21 protein-coding genes are annotated in these 14,429 nt (G+C 67.7%); 2 read left to right on the top strand and 19 right to left on the bottom strand.

Features of this window, described 5'->3' with window-relative positions:
* Nucleotides 1–42 precede the first annotated feature (42 nt).
* Complete coding sequence (locus AMK10_RS02415; protein ID WP_073744267.1) at nt 43–888, top strand: hypothetical protein; 846 nt, start codon at nt 43–45, stop codon at nt 886–888.
* 65 nt (nt 889–953) lie between these two features.
* Complete coding sequence (locus tag AMK10_RS02410; protein WP_073744265.1) at nt 954–2,843, top strand: DUF4034 domain-containing protein; 1,890 nt, start codon at nt 954–956, stop codon at nt 2,841–2,843.
* Here AMK10_RS02410 and truA read toward each other — a convergent pair.
* The 19 genes from truA to rplX all read right to left on the bottom strand — a co-directional run bounded on the left by truA (nt 2,812) and on the right by rplX (nt 14,427).
* The gene (gene truA, locus AMK10_RS02405) at nt 2,812–3,666 is read right to left on the bottom strand and encodes a tRNA pseudouridine(38-40) synthase TruA (protein ID WP_073744263.1); all 855 of its coding nucleotides are present in this window, start codon (nt 3,664–3,666) and stop codon (nt 2,812–2,814) included. The genes AMK10_RS02410 and truA overlap by 32 nt on opposite strands.
* A 77-nt stretch (nt 3,667–3,743) precedes the next feature.
* The gene (gene rplQ / locus AMK10_RS02400) at nt 3,744–4,250 is read right to left on the bottom strand and encodes a 50S ribosomal protein L17 (protein WP_014154578.1); all 507 of its coding nucleotides are present in this window, start codon (nt 4,248–4,250) and stop codon (nt 3,744–3,746) included.
* Between the two features lie 257 nt (nt 4,251–4,507).
* Nucleotides 4,508–5,530, bottom strand: coding sequence for a DNA-directed RNA polymerase subunit alpha (locus AMK10_RS02395; protein ID WP_003966937.1), 1,023 nt, complete (start codon nt 5,528–5,530; stop codon nt 4,508–4,510).
* 137 nt (nt 5,531–5,667) lie between these two features.
* Nucleotides 5,668–6,072 (bottom strand): 30S ribosomal protein S11, encoded by a 405-nt coding sequence (gene rpsK / locus AMK10_RS02390; RefSeq protein ID WP_003956432.1) that lies wholly within the window; start codon nt 6,070–6,072, stop codon nt 5,668–5,670.
* A gap of 106 nt (nt 6,073–6,178) precedes the next feature.
* Nucleotides 6,179–6,559, bottom strand: coding sequence for a 30S ribosomal protein S13 (rpsM, locus tag AMK10_RS02385; protein WP_014047799.1), 381 nt, complete (start codon nt 6,557–6,559; stop codon nt 6,179–6,181).
* Nucleotides 6,560–6,756: 197 nt separating this feature from the next.
* A complete protein-coding gene (rpmJ, locus tag AMK10_RS02380; protein WP_003956441.1) occupies nt 6,757–6,870 on the bottom strand; it encodes a 50S ribosomal protein L36 in 114 nt (37 codons plus the stop codon).
* Between the two features lie 60 nt (nt 6,871–6,930).
* On the bottom strand, nt 6,931–7,152 hold the full coding sequence (gene infA / locus AMK10_RS02375; protein ID WP_003956442.1) for a translation initiation factor IF-1: 222 nt from the start codon (nt 7,150–7,152) through the stop codon (nt 6,931–6,933).
* A 187-nt stretch (nt 7,153–7,339) separates the two neighbouring features.
* Complete coding sequence (gene map / locus AMK10_RS02370) at nt 7,340–8,176, bottom strand: type I methionyl aminopeptidase (RefSeq protein WP_073744261.1); 837 nt, start codon at nt 8,174–8,176, stop codon at nt 7,340–7,342.
* Nucleotides 8,177–8,300: 124 nt separating this feature from the next.
* Nucleotides 8,301–8,960, bottom strand: a complete 660-nt coding sequence (locus AMK10_RS02365) for an adenylate kinase (protein WP_073744259.1) — start codon at nt 8,958–8,960, stop codon at nt 8,301–8,303.
* Nucleotides 8,960–10,279: a preprotein translocase subunit SecY gene (gene secY / locus AMK10_RS02360; protein ID WP_073744257.1), complete on the bottom strand. Its 1,320-nt coding sequence runs from the start codon at nt 10,277–10,279 to the stop codon at nt 8,960–8,962. Before secY ends, AMK10_RS02365 begins: the two co-directional genes overlap by 1 nt.
* Before the next feature lie 221 nt (nt 10,280–10,500).
* Nucleotides 10,501–10,956: a 50S ribosomal protein L15 gene (gene rplO, locus AMK10_RS02355; protein ID WP_014047794.1), complete on the bottom strand. Its 456-nt coding sequence runs from the start codon at nt 10,954–10,956 to the stop codon at nt 10,501–10,503.
* 1 nt (nt 10,957) lies between these two features.
* Nucleotides 10,958–11,140, bottom strand: coding sequence for a 50S ribosomal protein L30 (gene rpmD, locus AMK10_RS02350; RefSeq protein WP_005313525.1), 183 nt, complete (start codon nt 11,138–11,140; stop codon nt 10,958–10,960).
* Nucleotides 11,140–11,742, bottom strand: a complete 603-nt coding sequence (gene rpsE / locus AMK10_RS02345; protein ID WP_014047793.1) for a 30S ribosomal protein S5 — start codon at nt 11,740–11,742, stop codon at nt 11,140–11,142. The genes rpmD and rpsE overlap by 1 nt, the downstream gene beginning before the upstream one ends.
* A gap of 47 nt (nt 11,743–11,789) precedes the next feature.
* The gene (gene rplR / locus AMK10_RS02340) at nt 11,790–12,173 is read right to left on the bottom strand and encodes a 50S ribosomal protein L18 (protein ID WP_014047792.1); all 384 of its coding nucleotides are present in this window, start codon (nt 12,171–12,173) and stop codon (nt 11,790–11,792) included.
* A gap of 2 nt (nt 12,174–12,175) precedes the next feature.
* Entirely contained in the window at nt 12,176–12,715 is a 540-nt protein-coding gene (gene rplF, locus AMK10_RS02335; protein WP_014154583.1) for a 50S ribosomal protein L6, read from the bottom strand.
* A 21-nt stretch (nt 12,716–12,736) separates the two neighbouring features.
* Nucleotides 12,737–13,135, bottom strand: coding sequence for a 30S ribosomal protein S8 (gene rpsH, locus AMK10_RS02330; protein ID WP_014154584.1), 399 nt, complete (start codon nt 13,133–13,135; stop codon nt 12,737–12,739).
* Nucleotides 13,136–13,358: 223 nt separating this feature from the next.
* Nucleotides 13,359–13,544 carry a type Z 30S ribosomal protein S14 gene (locus AMK10_RS02320; protein ID WP_003948630.1) on the bottom strand — a complete coding sequence of 62 codons (186 nt, stop codon included), beginning with the start codon at nt 13,542–13,544 and terminating at the stop codon, nt 13,359–13,361.
* Between the two features lie 2 nt (nt 13,545–13,546).
* Complete coding sequence (gene rplE, locus AMK10_RS02315; protein WP_073718383.1) at nt 13,547–14,104, bottom strand: 50S ribosomal protein L5; 558 nt, start codon at nt 14,102–14,104, stop codon at nt 13,547–13,549.
* On the bottom strand, nt 14,104–14,427 hold the full coding sequence (gene rplX, locus AMK10_RS02310) for a 50S ribosomal protein L24 (protein ID WP_014047788.1): 324 nt from the start codon (nt 14,425–14,427) through the stop codon (nt 14,104–14,106). The genes rplE and rplX overlap by 1 nt, the downstream gene beginning before the upstream one ends.
* Nucleotides 14,428–14,429: the final 2 nt, after the last annotated feature.

Below are 14,429 nucleotides of genomic sequence, written 5' to 3'. Positions count from 1 at the left end.
CCCCTGGCCCAACCGGTTTCCCGAGGCTCTAGGATTCGCCGCATGAGCTTTGGGCAAGGGGGGCCCTCCTGGGGGCCGGGAGAGAGCCGGACTCCGGACTGGGCGGCACTGGCCGAGGCGTCCGCGGCACGGGGCAGGCGCAAGAAGTGGCTGATGATCGGCGGGGGCGTGCTGGCCACCGCCGCCGTCGCCGCGATCGTCGCCACGGCCGTCATCACGACCGACGGCGGCACCTCGCCGAGGACGAACGCGAGCGAGCTGCCCGCCCCCGCGGACCTGCCCTCCGAGAGCGCGGCGCCCGCGCCCTCGTTCTCCTCGGTCGCCCCTCCGCCCCCGCCGGACCCGAAGGACTACATAGCCGACGAGAAGAAGGACAGGACCCCGGTCACGGTCGACGCCTTCTTCCCCGGCAAGAAGCTGACCATGGGCGACCGGGTCTACGCCAAGGGCGCCACCGCCCGGACGACGGGCTGCGCGACGACGACGCAGGGCGCCCTCGGCTCGATCCTCACGAACAACGGCTGCGACCAGGTCATCCGCGCCACGTACAGCAAGGACGGCGTCGCGGTCACCGTCGGTCTCGCCGTCTTCGGCACCGAGGCGGAGGCCCGCAAGGCCGCGCAGCAGGCGTCCGGCGGCATCGCCTCCCTCAGCGGCTCGGGCGTCCCCACCTACTGCCGCGGCGGAGCGGTCTGCCGGCGCACCGCCAACTCCTACGGCCGCTACGCCTACTTCACGGTCGGCGGCTACACCAGCGGGAAGAACGTCACCACGGCCTCCAAGGACGTGTACGCGGTCGGCGACGACCTGACCGACTTCACGTTCCGCCAGATCCGCCACCGCGGCGAGGTCCAGGCCTCGGCCGCCGCGGGCGCCCCCGCCACCTGAGCCGCGGCCTCTCCGCTCTCCCACGCACCAGCCCTTCCCCTCCCCTCGACCGAGGACCCGCCGCCGTGCGTCTGACCGCTCTCTTCACCATCCCGCGCGTCCTGCGGCACAGCGACGCGATAGGCGCCGACCTGCCTCCGGACGACGCCGTGGTCCTCGACGCCCCGGACTCCTCGCTGCGGGCGGCGCTCGCCGCCGCCGCGGCCGGTGACCACGCCCCGGCCGCCGAACTGCTCGCAGGCACCCGCAGGCACGCCCAGTGGGAGCGCAGGGACACCGTCGTCTCCCGGCTGGCGCGCGCCTCGCTGCACCACCCGGGCTGGCTGGACAGCTGGCTGGAGGCGTCCCCGGAGGACCCCGACGCCGTACTGGTCAAGGCGGACCAGTACGTCTACCAGGCCTGGCAGATACGGACGGGCGCCCGGGCCAGGCACGTCGAGGCCGACCAGTTCAAGGCGTTCCACGCGGTGCTGCGCGACGCGGTGCCGGTGATATCGGCCGCCGCCGAGCTCAACCCCGACGACCCGGTCCCCTGGCGCATCGCGCTGACGCAGGCCCGCGGCATCCAGGCGCCCCGCGAGGTCTTCGACACGTATCTCGCCGAGGCGAACGAGCGCGACCCGCACCACGAGGGCTGCCACGTCCAGGCGCTCCAGTACCTCTGCGCCAAGTGGTTCGGCTCGCACGAGGAGATGTTCGCCTTCGCCGAGCGGGCCGCCGAGCAGGCGCCGCCCGGGTCACGGCTCCACGCCCTGCCGCTCCAGGCCGTCGTGGAGTACCTGATCGCCGACGAGGAGACGCCCGGCCCCGACCCGTACACCCCGCGAGCCGAGGCGGCCGTGGCCCGCGCCCAGGCCCTGTCGGAGAGCTACGCACCCGGGGACCGCGAGGCCGCCGGCTTCCGCAACCACCTGGCGATGGTCCTGTGGTCGATGAACCGCTACGAGGAGGCCCTCACCGCCTTCCGCAGCATCGGGGTGCACGCCACCACCTTCCCCTGGACCTATTTCGGCGAGGCACGCGCGGAGTTCCTGGAGGCCCGCTCGGACACCCGGGTCGAGCTGGCGATGAAGGTGCCCTTCTTCAGCCCCTCCCCCAAGCCCCCGGCCACCGGTGCGCCGGACTGGGAGCGCGAGCTGGCGCCCCGGTCGCTCGCCATCGCCTCCACCGGCCCCACCGAGGTGGCCCAGGCGGCGCTGATCTGCGGCCACAGCCTGCGGACGGCCCCGGCCGGCAGCAGTCACACGTACGTCGAGATCGTCCCCGACCCGGTGCGCGGCAAGCGGGCCGCCCTGCTCCCCGAGGACCCGCTCACCTCGGCGGCCGACAACTTCACCACGGCCGAGGACTGGCCGGCCCTGATCCTGCACCGCACCCCTGAACGCGGCAGCTTCACGCTCCTGCACCGGGGCAAGAAGGTGGCGGAACACTCCTGGGAGACCGCCGCCCCGGCCGCGGACCACACCGAGGCGACCGCGAACGCCGCCGCCCTGGCACGGGTGTACGAGATCGCCGACCCTCGCCCCCTGGCCCACATCCTGCGGGCCACCGGCGACCCCGCCCGGCACCAGAGCGAGCTGGTCGCCGCCCTCGGCCTCCCACCGCTGCCCGAGGGGTACGGCGGCGAGCAGGAGATCCTCGCCGGGCTGCCGGGCGCCCGGGTGCTGGTCCGGCGGGGCTTCCTCGCCGGCATGCGGGACACCCTGACCACCAGGGACGGCGTCCACCCCGGGACCCCGCCCCCGGCCGAGCCCCACCCGGCCCGCTGGTGGGTGCTGCGCGGTCTGGCCCTGCCGGTCTTCACCGCGGCGGCGGTCTACGCCTGGTGGACCCCCGACATCGGCTGGTTCCGCTCCACGGTGTCCAGCGCCGTCGCCCTGTACGTCGCCGCCCAGCTGCTCCGCGCCGTGCGCCGCAGGCCGGTCAGCAGCAGCCGGCCCCCGGCAGCGTCCTGACGTTCCTGGCCTCCACGGCCCGGGCGGCCAGCAGCTCGTCCGCCGGATAGGCCACTTCCTCCAGGGTCAGCCCGTGCGGCCGGACCACGTGCACCCCCGGGTCCCGCACCTTCGCGGCCAGCACCTCGGCGGGCCATCCTGACGGCCGCCGGCCGTCACCCACGAACAGGGCCGCACCGATCAGGGCCCGCACCATGTTGTGGCAGAAGGCGTCCGCCTGCACGGTCGCCGTCAGCACCCCGGACTCCGCGTCCCGCACCCAGTGCAGCTTCTGCAGCGTCCGGATGGTCGTGGCGCCCTCGCGCTTCTTGCAGTACGCCGCGAAGTCGTGCTCCCCCGTCATCAGCGCTGCGGCCTCGTTCATCGCGTCCAGGTCCAGCGGCCGGTCGTGCCAGAGCACATGGCCGCGCAGCAGCGGGTCCACACCGCCGGACCTGTCCCCGACCCGGTAGGCGTAACGCCGCCACAGCGCGGAGAAGCGCGCGTTGAACCCGGCGGGGGCCTCGGCCGCCCTCCAGATCCGCACATCCAGCGGCAGCCGCCCGGCCATCCGCCGCAGCAGCTTCTCCTCGTGCTCGGCCCACACCTCGGCCGGCAGGTCCACGTGCGCCACCTGGCCGCGCGCGTGCACCCCGGCGTCCGTGCGCCCGGCGACCGTCAGGTCGTAGGTCACCGCCGACCGCGTGACCGTACGCAGCGCGTCCTCGATCTCGCCCTGCACGGTGCGCCTGCTGGTCTGCTTCGCCCAGCCGGAGAAGTCCTTGCCGTCATAGGAAAGGTCCAGTCGTACCCGTACGAATCCGGGCTCTGCCTCGTCACTCACCCGAAGATCCTCTCAAAACCGAACGGGCCCGCATCACCCCGAAGGGGATGCGGGCCCGTACCTGGGTCTCAGGACGCTCAGGCGTCCTTGGACTCCTCGGCGGCGGCGTCGGCCGGCTTGGCGTCCTCGACGGTCTCGGCCGGAGCCTCGTCCTTCTTGAGGGCGTCTTCCTTGACGGCGCGCTTCGTCGCGGCCTCGGCCTCACCGGTGGCCTGCTGGGCCACGGTCAGCGCCTCGACCAGCTCGATGACGGCCATCGGGGCGTTGTCGCCACGACGGTTGCCGATCTTGGTGATGCGGGTGTAACCACCGGGGCGGTTCTCGTACCGCGGGGCGATCTCGGTGAAGAGCGTGTGCACGATGCTCTTGTCCGTGATCGACTGCAGCACCAGGCGACGGTTGTGGATGTCGCCCTTCTTCGCCTTGGTGATGAAACGCTCGGCGACCGGACGAAGGCGACGGGCCTTGGCCTCGGTGGTGGTGATGCGGCCGTGCTCGAACAGCGACTTCGCGAGGTTGATGAGAAGAAGCTTCTCGTGCGCAGCGCTGCCGCCCAGACGGGCACCCTTGGCGGGCTGAGGCATGGTGTTTCTCCTTGTGTGCTGCACCGGCCGTATCAGGTACCGGTGTCAGTTCCCGCGAGGCGGCCGCCCCGCGGAAGTCTTCGTACGTCAGCCGGACATCGCCCGGAATCCAAGACGGTCCGGCTCACCGGACAGCCGAATTCAAGCCCGTCCGACTTGCCGGACATCAGCCAAATTCAAGCCCGTCCGGCGCTTGAGGACAAAGCCTCAGCCCGGCACGGGGCGCCCAGAAGTCCGGGCACCCCCGCCGGAGGCGATCAGTACTGCTCGGTCTCCACGAAACCGGCGTCCGCGTCGTCGTCGGCGCCGAAGGCGTCGGCGGCGGCGGTCGGGTCGAAGCCGGGAGGCGAGTCCTTGAGCGCCAGGCCCATACCGGCCAGCTTCGCCTTGACCTCGTCGATCGACTTCGCACCGAAGTTGCGGATGTCGAGCAGGTCCGCCTCGGAGCGGGCCACGAGCTCGCCCACCGAGTGGATGCCCTCGCGCTTGAGGCAGTTGTACGAACGGACCGTGAGCTCGAGCTCCTCGATCGGCAGAGCCAGATCGGCGGCCAGCGCGGCGTCCGTCGGGGACGGACCCATGTCGATGCCCTCGGCGTCGATGTTGAGCTCGCGCGCCAGACCGAACAGCTCGACCAGGGTCTTACCGGCCGACGCCATGGCGTCACGGGGACGCATGGCCTGCTTGGTCTCGACGTCGACGATCAGCTTGTCGAAGTCGGTGCGCTGCTCGACACGGGTCGCCTCGACCTTGTACGTGACCTTGAGCACCGGCGAGTAGATGGAGTCGACCGGGATACGGCCGATCTCCTGGCCCACCTGCTTGTTCTGGACGGCGGAGACGTAGCCGCGACCGCGCTCGACGGTCAGCTCCATCTCCAGCTTGCCCTTGCCGTTCAGCGTGGCCAGGACCAGGTCCGGGTTGTGGACCTCGACACCGGCCGGCGGGGCGATGTCAGCAGCGGTGACCAGGCCGGGACCCTGCTTGCGCAGGTACATCACGACCGGCTCGTCGTGCTCCGAGGAGACGACCAGCTGCTTGATGTTGAGGATGAGGTCGGTCACGTCCTCCTTGACGCCCGGCACGGTGGTGAACTCGTGCAGGACACCGTCGATCCGGATGCTGGTGACAGCGGCACCGGGGATCGAGGAGAGGAGGGTGCGACGCAGGGAGTTGCCGAGGGTGTAGCCGAAGCCCGGCTCCAGCGGCTCGATCACGAACCGGGAGCGGAATTCGTCGACGACCTCTTCGGTCAGCGACGGACGCTGAGCGATAAGCATGCTGAGATCCTTCAGTCGTGGGCACCCGCTATTTGATGCCCGACAGATGAGACAAGGATACGGGCGGCACGCCCCCGAAGGGACATACCGCCCGCATCCGACGCTACTGACGCACGGCCGTCACCGACCGCAGCGGATCAGACGCGGCGACGCTTCGGCGGACGGCAGCCGTTGTGCGGCGTCGGGGTGACGTCCTGGATCGAACCGACCTCGAGGCCCGTGGCCTGGAGGGAGCGGATCGCGGTCTCACGGCCGGAGCCGGGACCCTTGACGAAGACGTCGACCTTGCGCATGCCGTGCTCCTGCGCGCGGCGGGCGGCCGACTCGGCGGCCATCTGCGCGGCGAAGGGGGTGGACTTGCGCGAGCCCTTGAAGCCGACGTGGCCGGCGGAGGCCCAGGAGATCACGTTGCCCGAGGGGTCCGTGATCGAGACGATCGTGTTGTTGAACGTGCTCTTGATGTGGGCGTGCCCGTGAGCGACGTTCTTCTTTTCCTTGCGACGCACCTTCTTGGCTGCGCCCTGACGACCCTTGGGGGGCATGTCTTGACTCCAGATGGAGAGGGGAGGTGATCGGTCCTACAGCGAAGACCGCTGGTTGCTGCGAACCCCCGGACCGGCCGGAGACGCGCAGTGCGTCCGCTGAGGACTACTTCTTGCCCGGCTTCTTCTTACCGGCGATGGCGCGACGCGGGCCCTTGCGGGTACGCGCGTTCGTGCTGGTGCGCTGACCGTGGACCGGCAGACCGCGACGGTGCCGGATGCCCTGGTAGCAGCCGATCTCGATCTTGCGGCGGATGTCGCCCTGGATCTCGCGGCGAAGGTCACCCTCGGTGCGGAGGTTGGCGTCCACGTACTCGCGGATCTTGACCAGGTCCTCTTCGGCCAGGTCACGAACGCGGGTGTTGGGGTTCACGCCGGTGGTGGCGAGGATCTCCTTGGACCGGGTACGCCCGATGCCGAAGACGTAGGTGAGGGCAACCTCCACGCGCTTTTCGCGCGGGATGTCAACACCTGAAACGCGTGCCATTCAATGGCTCCAGTTGTTATGTCGGGGGTCTTCCGCAGTGCCACTCCCGAACGCCGACCTCGTCCGCGTGGGAAGAGGTGGTACGCCCGGGTCCCCGGCCCCCGCCGGAGGTGTCGTCAGCCGAAGCGTGGACGGGCTCTGCGTATGTACGTTTACGTGCGTCGCGCGAAGAACTGCGAGATGCAGGGGGTCGTGCGTCAGCCCTGGCGCTGCTTGTGGCGCAGGTTGTCGCAGATGACCATGACCCGGCCGTGACGGCGGATCACCTTGCACTTGTCGCAGATCTTCTTGACGCTCGGCTTGACCTTCATGGGATGTCAGGTTCTCCGGGTCAGTGCCCTCACCACGCCGAAGCGGGATGGCGGCAAGATCTACTTGTACCGGTAGACGATCCGGCCACGCGTCAGGTCGTACGGAGAGAGCTCCACGACGACCCGGTCATCCGGGAGGATACGGATGTAGTGCATCCGCATCTTGCCGCTGATGTGCGCGAGGACTTTGTGACCGTTCTGGAGTTCCACCTTGAACATGGCGTTCGGGAGGGACTCGATCACGGTGCCCTCAATTTCGATGGCACCTTGCTTCTTGGCCACGCTTCGCCTTTCGAATCGGCTACCTTGATCGACTCACATCACCGCATGCAGACACACGGATGCACGAGAGCCGACGAGTCAGTCTACGTCAGCGGACTCCAAAAGACGAATCCGTCAAGTTTGCCCACTTCTCCTGATCCTTAGACACGGATCAGCCGGACAGTCCTGCCGCGCGCCCGGGTGGTCCTCAGCCCAGCGGGTCCGGCGCCGCCTCGACGCCGTACTGCGCGAGCCTCTCCCGGCCGCAGTCGGGAGCGGTCAGGACCAGCGGGCCCTGCTCGGTCAGGGCGATGGAGTGCTCCCAGTGCGAGGACCAGGTGCCGTCGGTCGTGAGGACCGTCCACTCGTCGGCGAGGACCTTCGTCTGCGGCGTCCCCAGCGAGACCATCGGCTCGATGGCCAGGCAGACACCCGGAACCAGCTTGATGCCCTTGCCCCGCTTGCGGGAGACGTAGTTCAGCAGGTGCGGGTCCATGTGCATCTCGGTGCCGATGCCGTGGCCGCCGTAGTCCTCGATGATCCCGTACTTGCCGGTCGCCGGGCGGGGCTGGCGGCGGATGTAGGACTCGATCGCCTTGGAGATGTCGACGAGCCGGTTGTTCACCTTCATCGCGGCGATACCGGCCCACATGGACTCCTCGGTCACCCGGGAGAGCTCGATCACCTCCGGAGCGTGACCGGTGCCCACGAAGGCGGTGTACGCCGCGTCGCCGTGCCAGCCGTCCACGATCGCGCCGGCGTCGATCGAGATGATGTCGCCGTCCTTGAGGACGGTCTTGTCGTCCGGGATGCCGTGCACGACGACGTCGTTGACCGAGGTGCAGATCGTCGCGGGGAAACCGCCGTAACCCAGGAAGTTCGACTTCGCGCCGTGGTCGGCGATCACCTTGCGCGCGACCTCGTCCAGGTCCTTCGTGGTCGCCCCGGGGACGGCCGCCTCGCGCGTGGCGGCGTGAATGGCAGCGACCACGAGGCCCGCCTCGCGCATCTTCGCGATCTGCTCGGGGGTCTTGATCTGCACCATCGCTCGGCGCCTTTCTGGGTACGGAGGGGAAGGTCGAGGCCGTACTCCACGATACGGCCGCAAGCAGTCGGCCGCGGCGCCCGAGGGCGCCGCGGCCGGCAGCTGTGGTGGTGCGGGGTGGGACTCAGCCCTCGTCGGACTTCTTGAGGGCCTCCATGGCCCGCTCGGTCACGTCGGTGACCTTGCCGAGCGCGGAGATCGTCACGACCAGGCCCTGGGACCGGTAGTAGTCGATGATCGGCTCGGTCTGCGTGTGGTAGACCTCCAGCCGCGTACGCACCGTCTCCTCGGTGTCGTCGTCGCGCTGGTACAGCTCGCCACCGCAGGCGTCGCAGACGCCGTCGGCCTTCGGCGGGTTGTACGTCACGTGGAAGACGTGAGCGCTGTTGTTGCGGCAGATGCGGCGGCCGGCGATGCGCTTGACCACCTCGTCCTCGGGGACCTCCAGGTCGAGGACCGCGTCCAGCTTCACGCTCTCGGTGTGAAGCATCTCGTCCAGAGCGACGGCCTGACCCACGTTGCGCGGGAAGCCGTCCAGCAGGAAGCCGTTCTCGGCGTCGGGCTGGGACATGCGGTCCTTGGCCATGGCGATGGTGACTTCGTCCGGCACCAGCTGTCCCGCGTCCATGAAGGCGCGGGCCTGCTTGCCAAGGTCGGTGCCCTGGCTGATGTTGGCGCGGAAGAGGTCGCCCGTGGAGATGTGCGGAATCGAAAGATTCTTGGCAAGGAACGCGGCCTGCGTTCCCTTGCCGGCACCGGGCGGCCCGACGAGGACGATTCGCATCAGCGGAGGAACCCTTCGTAATTGCGCTGCTGGAGCTGACTCTCGATCTGCTTCACGGTCTCCAGACCCACACCCACGATGATCAGGATGCTCGTCCCGCCGAACGGGAAGTTCTGGTTAGCACCGCCGAAGCCTGCCAACGCCATCGTCGGCACCAGAGCGATCAGACCCAGGTACAGCGAGCCCGGCCAAGTGATCCTGTTGAGCACGTAGCTCAGATACTCGGCAGTAGGTCGACCTGCCCGGATACCCGGGATGAAGCCACCATACTTCTTCATGTTGTCGGCGACTTCCTCGGGGTTGAACGAGATCGCCACATAGAAGAATGCGAAGAACACGATCAACAGGAAGTACGTCGCGATGTAGTACGGGTGGTCGCCCTTGACGAAGTGGTCCTGAATCCAGGTCGCCCAGCCCGCTGTGGAGTTGGAGAACTGAACGATTAGAGCAGGAATGTAGAGCAGCGAAGAAGCGAAGATGACGGGAATCACACCCGCCTGGTTCACCTTCAACGGGATGTAAGTGGACGTACCGCCGTAGGACCGGCGGCCGATCATGCGCTTCGCGTACTGCACCGGAACACGGCGCTGGGCCTGCTCCACGAAGACGACGAGGCCCACCATCACGAAGCCGATGAGGATGACGGTGATGAACTCGATCCAGCCGTCGGCCAGCTTGCCGCTCTGCTTGATGGCCCACAGGGCGCCGGGGAAGCTGGCGGCGATCGAGATGAACATCAGGATCGACATGCCGTTGCCGATGCCGCGGTCGGTGATGAGCTCACCGAGCCACATGACGGCCGCGGTGCCCGCGGTCATGGTGATGACCATGACGATGGTCGTGAAGATCGACTGGTTCGGGACGATCTGGTCGGCGACCGGGCAGCCGCTGAACAGCGCACCGCTGCGGGCGGTCGCCACGAGTCCGGTGCCCTGGAGGATGGCCAGCGCCACGGTCAGATAACGCGTGTACTGCGTGATCTTCGCCGTGCCCGACTGCCCTTCCTTCTTGAGGGCTTCGAGCCGGGGAATGACGACGGTCAGCAGCTGGAGAATGATGCTGGCCGTGATGTACGGCATGATGCCGAGCGCGAAGATCGTGATCTGCAGCAGTGCACCACCGCTGAACATGTTGACCAGACCGAAGAGGCTGTTGTTGCCCTTGCTGGCCTGATCAACACAGGTCTGGACGTTCTCGTAGCTCACCCCCGGTACGGGAATGTGCGCCCCGAGACGGTAGAGCACGATGATGCCGAGCGTGAAGAGCAGCTTCTTGCGCAGGTCGGGCGTCTTGAACGCCCGGGCGAACGCGGTGAGCACGGTGCCTCCTGCGACCCCCGCGCAAAAGCGAGAGGTGACGGTCTTGAGGATCGACGGTTACGTAACAGCCAAAGGGCCCCGGGCGTTTGCCCAGGACTTACCACAGCAACGCACGCCACCTTACCGGCGGACATGCCCCCCTAGGAACGACCAACCGGGGATGCCCCAAATGAGAGGCATCCCCGGTCGGATGTTCAGGCCACAGCCCTGTCCGAGTTGTCTCAGACGAGTTCGGTGACGGTGCCGCCCGCGGCGGCAATCTTCTCCTTGGCGGAGCCGGAGACGGCGTCAACCGAAACCTGCAGCGCCACGGAGATCTCGCCCTGTCCGAGGACCTTGACGAGGTGGTTGTTGCGCACAGCGCCCTTGGCGACCAGGTCGGCCACCGTGACCTCTCCACCCTCGGGGTAGAGCGTCGCGAGCTTGTCCAGGTTCACGACCTGGTACTCCGTGCGGAACGGGTTCTTGAAGCCCTTGAGCTTCGGGAGACGCATGTGGAGGGGCATCTGCCCACCCTCGAAGCGCTCCGGAACCTGGTAACGAGCCTTCGTACCCTTGGTACCACGGCCTGCGGTCTTACCCTTGGACGCCTCACCACGACCCACACGGGTCTTGGCGGTCTTGGCGCCCGGGGCAGGCCGGAGGTTGTGGGCCTTCAGCGGGCTGTTCTCCGCCATGTCAGTCAACCTCCTCAACCGTCACGAGGTGGCGGACGGTGTGCACCATTCCGCGGAACTCGGGGCGGTCCTCCTTGACAACCACGTCGTTCAGGCGCTTGAGCCCGAGCGAACGCAGGGTGTCGCGGTGGTTCTGCTTGCTGCCGATGTACGACTTCGTCTGCGTGATCTTGAGGCGAGCCATTACGCACCCGCTCCCGCACGCGCACGAAGCAGAGCCGCGGGGGCGACGTCCTCGAGGGGCAGACCACGGCGAGCCGCGATCTCCTCGGGACGCTGCAGGCCCTGGAGGGCCGCCACGGTCGCGTGCACGATGTTGATCGGGTTCGAAGAACCGAGCGACTTCGACAGGATGTCGTGAACGCCGGCGCACTCCAGAACGGCGCGCACCGGGCCACCCGCGATCACACCGGTACCGGGGGAAGCAGGCTTCAGCAGGACGACGCCCGCAGCCTTCTCGCCCTGGATCGGGTGAGGGATGGTGCCCTGGATACGCGGAACCTTGAAGAAGCTCTTCTTGGCCTCTTCAACGCCCTTGGCGATGGCCGCGGGAACTTCCTTGGCCTTGCCGTATCCGACACCGACGGTGCCGTCACCATCGCCCACCACAACCAGCGCGGTGAAGCTGAAGCGACGACCACCCTTCACTACCTTGGCGACGCGGTTGATCGCGACGACGCGCTCGACGTACGCGGTCTTCTCGGCGGCTGCGCCACCGTCACGGCCCTTCCGGTCCCGCCGCTCGCCGCCACCGGCACCGCTTCCGCGGCGCTGGGGTCCAGCCATTGGAATTACCTCTCTCTGTTACGTCCGCTGTGCGTAGGAACCGGGGCTTAGAACTTCAGCCCGGCTTCACGGGCGGCGTCAGCCAGAGCGGCAATCCGCCCGGCGTACTGGTTACCACCGCGGTCAAACACGACGGCCTCGACGCCTGCGGCCTTGGCGCGCTCGGCGACCAGGGCGCCGACCTGCTTGGCCTGGGCGCTCTTGTCACCCTCGCCACCACGGATCGACGTGTCCAGGGTCGACGCCGACGCGAGCGTGTGGCCCGCGATGTCGTCGATGACCTGGGCGACGATGTGGCGGTTGGAACGCGTCACGACCAAGCGGGGACGCTCCGGCGAACCGGAGATGTGCTTGCGGACGCGGATGTGGCGCCGCTTGAGAGCGGCACGCTTGTACGCGTCGCCCTTGGCGATCTTCACACCGTATGCCATGGCTACTTACCAGCCTTTCCGACCTTGCGGCGGATGACCTCGCCCGCGTACTTGACGCCCTTGGCCTTGTACGGGTCGGGCTTCCGCAGCTTGCGGATGTTGGCGGCTACCTCGCCGACCTTCTGCTTGTCGATGCCCTCGACGCTGAGCTTCGTGGGCGACTCGACCTTGAAGGTGATGCCTTCCGGAGCCTCGATGAGGATCGGGTGGCTGTAGCCCAGGGCGAACTCCAGGTTGGAGCCCTTCGCCTGGACGCGGTAACCGACACCGCTGATCTCGAGCGCCTTGCTGTATCCCTGGGTCACGCCGGTGATCATGTTCGCCACCAGCGTGCGGGACAGGCCGTGAAGGGCCTTGTTCTGACGCTCGTCGTTCGGGCGGACGACGTTGAGCACGCCGTCCTCACCCTTGGTGACCTCGATCGGCGCTGCGACGGTGTGCGAGAGGGACCCCTTGGGGCCCTTCACCGCGACCGTGCGGCCATCGATGGTGACGTCCACACCGGCGGGAACCTGGATGGGGAGCTTGCCGATTCGCGACATGAGCTATTCCTCCGTTCCCGACTACCAGACGTAGGCGAGGACTTCCCCACCTACGCCCTTCTTGCTGGCCTGCTGGCCGGTCAGGAGACCGTGGGACGTGGAGATGATCGCCACGCCCAGGCCGCCGAGAACCTTCGGCAGATTGGTGGACTTTGCGTAGACACGCAGACCCGGCTTCGAAATGCGCTTGATGCCGGCGATCGAACGCTCGCGGTTCGGCCCGAACTTCAGCTCGAGAACGAGGCTCTTGCCGACCTCGGCGTCCTCGACCTTCCAGCCGGTGATGAAGCCCTCCTGCTGGAGGATCTCCGCGATGTGCGACTTGATCTTGCTGTGCGGCATTGCGACATCGTCGTGATACGCCGAGTTCGCGTTACGCAGACGCGTGAGCATGTCTGCGATGGGATCAGTCATGGTCATGAGTTGGCCTTCGGCCTCTCTCGCCGGGGTTTCCTGTATGCGCCATCCCTCTCCCCACTCAGTGGCGGGACGGGTGCGGTGCGGGGACCTACGGCGTAGTAAGTCGGTCAGGGCGGCAGGCGCCCAACCCTTCAAGCCTACGGCATGAAGAGCGGGGCTCCTGCCGACCGGATACTTACCGAGAGCTTTCTGGTCCTCCCAACGCCCAAAGGGCGAAGGAGAATTACCAGGAGCTCTTGGTCACGCCCGGCAGCTCGCCACGGTGAGCCATCTCACGAAGGCACACGCGGCACAGGCCGAACTTGCGGTAGACGGAGTGGGGCCGGCCGCAGCGCTGGCACCGGGTGTAACCCCGGACGCCGAACTTCGGCTTGCGGGCGGCCTTAGCGATCAGAGCCTTCTTCGCCACGGTCAGTTCTCCTTGAACGGGAAGCCGAGGTGACGAAGCAGGGCACGACCCTCGTCGTCGTTGGTCGCCGTGGTGACCACGGTGATGTCCATGCCCCGGACCCGGTCGATCTTGTCCTGGTCGATCTCGTGGAACATGACCTGCTCCGTGAGACCGAAGGTGTAGTTGCCACGGCCGTCGAACTGCTTCGGCGACAGGCCGCGGAAGTCACGGATACGCGGAAGCGCGAGCGACAGCGTACGGTCCAGGAACTCCCACATGCGGTCACCGCGGAGGGTGACGTGGCAGCCGATCGGCTGCCCCTCGCGCAGCTTGAACTGCGCGATCGACTTGCGGGCCTTCGTGACGGCGGGCTTCTGGCCGGTGATCGTGGTGAGGTCCTTGACGGCACCGTCGATCAGCTTGGAGTCGCGGGCGGCGTCGCCCACACCCATGTTGACCACGATCTTGACCAGGCCGGGGACCTGCATGACGTTCTCGTACGAGAACTCCTCACGCAGCTTGCCGGCGATTTCCTCGCGGTAGCGCGTCTTGAGACGCGGCGCAGTGGTGGTCGTCATCAGATGTCCTCACCGGTCCGCTTGGCAACGCGGATCTTCTTGCCCTCGTCGTCAAAGCGGTAGCCGACGCGGGTGACGACCTTGTTGCCGTCCTTCTCCACGACCAGCTGAACGTTGCTGACGTGGATCGGGGCCTCGGTGGTGACAATGCCACCCGTCTGCGAACCGCGAGCCGTCTGACCGGCCTTGGTGTGCTTCTTGACCCGGTTGACACCCTCGACGAGGACGCGGTCCTGAGCGGGGAAGGCAACGATGACCTTGCCCTGCTTGCCCTTGTCCTTACCGGTGATGACCTGAACCAGGTCGCCCTTCTTGATCTTCATGC

The sequence above is a fragment of the Streptomyces sp. CB02058 genome (assembly GCF_001905505.1).
Classification (GTDB): domain Bacteria; phylum Actinomycetota; class Actinomycetes; order Streptomycetales; family Streptomycetaceae; genus Streptomyces.
Note: the sequence above shows the minus strand (reverse complement) of the source record. Positions and strands in the feature narration are given on the sequence as shown.

Bases quoted from the DNA above. Each gene is read 5' to 3' on its own strand.
- AMK10_RS02415 (WP_073744267.1), top strand. From the start codon at position 43: ATGAGCTTTGGGCAAGGGGGGCCCTCCTGGGGGCCGGGAGAGAGCCGG.
- rplQ (WP_014154578.1), bottom strand. From the start codon at position 4,250: ATGCCTCAGCCCGCCAAGGGTGCCCGTCTGGGCGGCAGCGCTGCGCAC.
- AMK10_RS02395 (WP_003966937.1), bottom strand. From the start codon at position 5,530: ATGCTTATCGCTCAGCGTCCGTCGCTGACCGAAGAGGTCGTCGACGAA.
- rpsK (WP_003956432.1), bottom strand. From the start codon at position 6,072: ATGCCCCCCAAGGGTCGTCAGGGCGCAGCCAAGAAGGTGCGTCGCAAG.
- rpsM (WP_014047799.1), bottom strand. From the start codon at position 6,559: ATGGCACGCGTTTCAGGTGTTGACATCCCGCGCGAAAAGCGCGTGGAG.
- rpmJ (WP_003956441.1), bottom strand. From the start codon at position 6,870: ATGAAGGTCAAGCCGAGCGTCAAGAAGATCTGCGACAAGTGCAAGGTG.
- map (WP_073744261.1), bottom strand. From the start codon at position 8,176: ATGGTGCAGATCAAGACCCCCGAGCAGATCGCGAAGATGCGCGAGGCG.
- AMK10_RS02365 (WP_073744259.1), bottom strand. From the start codon at position 8,960: ATGCGAATCGTCCTCGTCGGGCCGCCCGGTGCCGGCAAGGGAACGCAG.
- rplO (WP_014047794.1), bottom strand. From the start codon at position 10,956: ATGGCGGAGAACAGCCCGCTGAAGGCCCACAACCTCCGGCCTGCCCCG.
- rpmD (WP_005313525.1), bottom strand. From the start codon at position 11,140: ATGGCTCGCCTCAAGATCACGCAGACGAAGTCGTACATCGGCAGCAAG.
- rpsE (WP_014047793.1), bottom strand. From the start codon at position 11,742: ATGGCTGGACCCCAGCGCCGCGGAAGCGGTGCCGGTGGCGGCGAGCGG.
- rplR (WP_014047792.1), bottom strand. From the start codon at position 12,173: ATGGCATACGGTGTGAAGATCGCCAAGGGCGACGCGTACAAGCGTGCC.
- rplF (WP_014154583.1), bottom strand. From the start codon at position 12,715: ATGTCGCGAATCGGCAAGCTCCCCATCCAGGTTCCCGCCGGTGTGGAC.
- rpsH (WP_014154584.1), bottom strand. From the start codon at position 13,135: ATGACCATGACTGATCCCATCGCAGACATGCTCACGCGTCTGCGTAAC.
- rplE (WP_073718383.1), bottom strand. From the start codon at position 14,104: ATGACGACCACCACTGCGCCGCGTCTCAAGACGCGCTACCGCGAGGAA.
- rplX (WP_014047788.1), bottom strand. From the start codon at position 14,427: ATGAAGATCAAGAAGGGCGACCTGGTTCAGGTCATCACCGGTAAGGAC.